This window comes from Pedobacter sp. 01T416_2 (assembly GCF_056398925.1).
This window is the reverse complement of sequence record NZ_JBFTQI010000488.1, coordinates 1-4578: the sequence shown is the minus strand read 5'-3', so window position 1 is coordinate 4578 and position 4578 is coordinate 1. Positions and strand designations below refer to the sequence as shown.

At 42.4% G+C, this 4578-nt stretch carries 4 protein-coding genes; all 4 read right to left on the bottom strand.

Going from position 1 to position 4578, the window contains the following annotated elements; translation table 11 throughout:
- A partial coding sequence (gene glgP, locus AC1DPQ_RS18635) for an alpha-glucan family phosphorylase (RefSeq protein ID WP_477610501.1) occupies window positions 1-1375 on the bottom strand: 1375 nt, incomplete at its 3' end.
- A gap of 136 nt (window positions 1376-1511) precedes the next feature.
- Entirely contained in the window at window positions 1512-1715 is a 204-nt protein-coding gene (locus AC1DPQ_RS18630) for a hypothetical protein (RefSeq protein ID WP_477610500.1), read from the bottom strand.
- On the bottom strand, window positions 1702-2070 hold the full coding sequence (locus tag AC1DPQ_RS18625; RefSeq protein ID WP_477610499.1) for a BON domain-containing protein: 369 nt from the start codon (window positions 2068-2070) through the stop codon (window positions 1702-1704). Before AC1DPQ_RS18625 ends, AC1DPQ_RS18630 begins: the two co-directional genes overlap by 14 nt.
- A gap of 41 nt (window positions 2071-2111) precedes the next feature.
- Window positions 2112-4490: a phosphoketolase family protein gene (locus AC1DPQ_RS18620; protein ID WP_477610498.1), complete on the bottom strand. Its 2379-nt coding sequence runs from the start codon at window positions 4488-4490 to the stop codon at window positions 2112-2114.
- Window positions 4491-4578: the final 88 nt, after the last annotated feature.

Below are 4578 nucleotides of genomic sequence, written 5' to 3'. Positions count from 1 at the left end.
GATTGATAGCGCCATTCATAACCGCTGTCATGCCGCTGGTTCCTGAAGCTTCCCGGTACATTTTTGGATTATTAAGCCACACATCAGCTCCTTTTTTTAGAAGTGAGGATAAACCGAGTTCATAACCAACCAAAACGGCACAATTAGGGAACGCTTTTGTTTTATCAATGATCTGATTGAAGATTTGGTTTGCGCCTGTATCTTCTGGATAGGGTTTTCCTGCCCAAATGATCTGTATAGGATATTTTGAATGCTTTAATAACATCTCGAAACGCGTCCAGTCGTACATCAGCAGATCTGCTCGTTTATATCCGGCAAAACGCCTGGCCCATACCAGGGTGAGCACATTTTCATCAAATAGCTTTCCAGTCTGATCGGCAACTTCCCGAAACAAGAGTGATTTTAATTCCTTTTTCCGGGCTAAAAACGCCTGTTGATTATTCTCATTTACGCGCTGAGCGATAGCCTTATCCTGCCAGTACTTTTGATTCTGTGCATTGGTTATGGAAACAATCTCACATATGCCATCATAGCCTCCCCACATTTCGCGGGCAACTTCACCATGAAGTTTGGAAACAGCGTTTGCTTTGCCAGAAAACTTCAATGCTGCCAGCGTGTAATTAAACTTCTCCCCCTCCAGTCCCAGCACAAATTTAACTTCATGTTCCTGCATATGGTAAAAGAATGACATCTCTTTTAACAGCGAAAAATCATGTTCTTCATTACCCGCAAGCTCAGGGGTGTGGGTTGTAAACCGCATTCTTTTTTTTATCTCTTCGAGATTTTGATATTTTGAATACAGATAAAAATTAAGTGGCACCGCATGCCCTTCGTTCATATGATAATAATCTGGCTGCAGGTTGAGCTGATCCAACAGCATTCCCCCACCAATCCCCAGAATGATTGACTGCGCAATCCGGGTGACCTCGTTTGGGTCATATAGCCGGTGAGTAATGCTTCTACTTATTTCATCATTTTCAGGAAGATCGGTACTCAGCAAAAATAAAGGTGCGGTGCCAAATGTGGCAGGCCGCAATAAAAATGCTTTGACTTTAACGATAGCACTATGTACCGGAACAGAAAGAACAATTCCTGTATCTTCCAGAAACGAATAATCTTTTTGAATGAAGGCTGGAACCATATTGTTATCCTTATCCCTTACCTGGTCATAATAACCGTATTTCCAAAGCATGCCTATGCCCAACAAATTTTGTTTCAATTCGAATGCGCTCCGAAGATGGGATCCGGAGAGAAAACCCAGGCCTCCGCTATAAATTTTAAGGGATTGATCAATGGCAAACTCCATTGAAAAATAGGCTACACTGGTTTGATATTCTGCGTCAGGGCTGTACCCAAAGCGCTCGGTTCTGGTCATAGAAAACGTTTTGTTCGTGGATTATTTTATTGGAGAATTAAGAAATTATTAAAAAGAACCTGTTTATATATTCAGGATCAAATCATAAATTCCTTAAAAGCATTCTACAAAAACCAAACCAATGAACCTGTTCGCACTAAATTGTTCCCCATTTTTTAAAGATTTTTTTGATAAACCTTCCCAAAGGCAGATATGGCCAGCGCATCATGTTTTTTGAAAGCGCTACAAATAAATACCGGCTGGAGATCCAGTTCAATATACCCAATCTAAAAAGTAAATATCGACGGGACAAGCCGATTCCATTTTCCTTCTCATCATTTCCATTTTCACCAGATTTCATTAGTACTCCTTTCAAAGTGCAAATCCGGATGCAGGGGGCCTATGAGCTGCATAGGTTGGTCATTGTCATTTTTATAAGCATGCTTACTATCCAAGACCAGGTTTGCCCCCATGTAAACAATTAGGTTGCTTTTAAATGAAAACCTGACTTCTATTTTCTGAATAACATTTTTTACCCCTTTCACAGATTTTGCGGCATGTTCTGCAGCAAGTTTTTTGGCGTAACTGTCCACAGATCCCTTAAGCGTCACCAAACCATCTTCCACCGAAATCTCTATTTTCTCTACACCAATAAGGGAATCGGTCGTGATCGCCAGTCTAACCTCCTCTGCTAATTTTTTATTCTTTTTTTTCATTATAATTTCCATTATTAATGGGCCAAATTTGCTCCTTCTCATCATAATATTTTGTTTATTTTATCTGCGCACTTAAATCTCCAGTTTTTTATTTCTGGCATATCATCAAGATGTACACCTATATATTCTTTATGGCTGGCCAATTTATCCTCACAAAAACGGATGAACTCATCGGCCTGTTGCTGGAACCGGGGAACGCGTTTAACCGCTTCCATAGCTAAATGATACCGGCTCATCTGATTTAATACCACCATATCAAATGGTGTGGTGGTTGTTCCTTCCTCCATAAATCCCCGTACATGAAACCGTGCGGGATCCGGCCGTCCATGAACCAGATCATGAATAATACGGACGTAACCATGGAATGCAAAAATCACCGGGGCAGCATCGGTAAACAGGTCTTCAAAATATTCATCACTTAATCCATGCGCATGGTATGCTCTTGGAGAAAGGGCCATTAAATCAACCACATTAACAACTCTTACCCGAAGCTCAGGTAGGTGTGTGCGAAGAATTTCGGCGGCTGCGATAGTTTCCTGGGTGGGTACGTCTCCGGCGCATGCCAGAATCACCTCAGGTTCACCAAGATCATTTCCAGCCCATTCCCAAACAGATGCCCCTTTTTCACAATGCGCTACAGCTTCTTCCATCCCTAACCATTGCAGTTCAGGCTGTTTCCCAGCAACCACAACATTAACATAATTTTTACTTCTCAGGCAAYGATCCATTACAGATAACAGCGTATTGGCATCGGGCGGTAAATAAATCCTGATTACGCTGCTTTTTTTATTGACCACCGTATCAATAAATCCTGGCCCCTGATGACTATAACCATTATTATCCTGTCTCCATACATGAGAAGTTAGTAGATAGTTTAGCGAAGCTATTGGCTTACGCCAAGGGATTTCCTGAGTAGTCTTTAACCATTTTGCATGCTGGCTAACCATGGAATCGACAATGGTTACGAAAGCTTCATAACAAGGGAACAGGCCATGTCTGCCCGTTAACAGATAACCTTCTAGCCAGCCCTCGCAAAGGTGCTCGCTCAATACTTCCATTACCCTTCCATCCGGAGATAATTTATCATCAGTATCGATAATTTTCTCCATGAAGCATCGATCAGTCACCTGAAAAACGGCCTCTAATCTATTAGAGTTCGTTTCATCGGGACAGAACAACCTAAAGTTCTTGTTAGCTGCATTCATGGTAAATATTTCACGCAAAAACTTACCTAGATTCCGGGTGCTTTCTGCCTGGATTGTTCCTGGATGTACTACCTTGATCCCGTAGTGTTTGAAGTCTGGCAGAATAAGATCCTTTAACAATACTCCCCCGTTTGCATAAGGTAATGCGCTCATTCTTTTATCCCCAACAGGCGAGAGGCTGCGGAGGTCAGCGTTTAGTGTACCGTGCTCATCAAAGAGCTTCTCCGGCTCATAGCTGCGCATCCATACCTCAAGGGCGTGCAATTTCTCAGGGTTCTCCTTAACTCCGGCCAACGGAACCTGATGAGCGCGGAACGATCCCTCGATAGGCAGATTATTCCAGGATTTAGGCCCGGTCCATCCCTTGGGCGTTCTTAAAATAATCATAGGCCATTTTCTTTGATGGATTATACCTTCAGCCCTGGCATTATACTGGATTTTTCTGATCTTATCATAAACGATATCCAATGTAGAAGACAGCTGACGGTGAACATTGTGCGGGTATTCTCCTTCAACGAAAAACACCTCATATCCATATCCTTTGAATAGTTCACTTAAAGCGGTATCATCCATGCGGGAAAATATGGTAGGACTTGCTATTTTGTATCCGTTTAGGTGAAGTATTGGCAACACCGCGCCATCTCTTGCAGGATTTAAAAAAGCAACTGAATTCCAGCTTGCTGCCAGAGGACCTGTTTCTGCCTCTCCGTCACCAATTACGCAGGCGGCAATCAGGTTTGGATTATCAAACACAGCGCCGAAAGCATGCATCAGGGAATAGCCCAATTCACCGCCCTCATTGATTGATCCTGGTGTGTGGGCACTTACATGACTGGGAATTCCTCCAGGAGTAGAAAACTGTCTGAAAAGTTTAAGCATACCTTCCTCATCCATCGTTACCTCAGGAAAAAATTCGGTATACGTACCCTCCAGATAAGTATGGGCTACTACTGCGGGTGCCCCATGGCCAGGCCCGCACACATACAGCATATCCGCATCTGTATCTTTTATCAATCTGTTCAGGTGGACATAAATAAGGTTTAAACCGGGAGAAGTGCCCCAATGACCAAGCAATCTGGGTTTAATGTCGTCTGGTGTAAGCGGGTTGCGCATTAGCGGATTGGCCTGTAAATAAATCTGACCAGCAGATAGGTAATTTACCGCTTGCCAATATTGATGTATTTTATCGATTACTGCTTCTGAAATTTCTTGCATGGTATTTTGGATTTAAGCTTTAAACATGTATTGTTTTAAGCTTCAGGGATAATGATTCGATAGGTTTTTATCTAAGTGTATATAGATC

Excerpts from the sequence above, each read along its gene's own strand:
- AC1DPQ_RS18630 (WP_477610500.1), bottom strand. The coding sequence starts at position 1,715 with ATGAAATCTGGTGAAAATGGAAATGATGAGAAGGAAAATGGAATCGGC.
- AC1DPQ_RS18625 (WP_477610499.1), bottom strand. The coding sequence starts at position 2,070 with ATGAAAAAAAAGAATAAAAAATTAGCAGAGGAGGTTAGACTGGCGATC.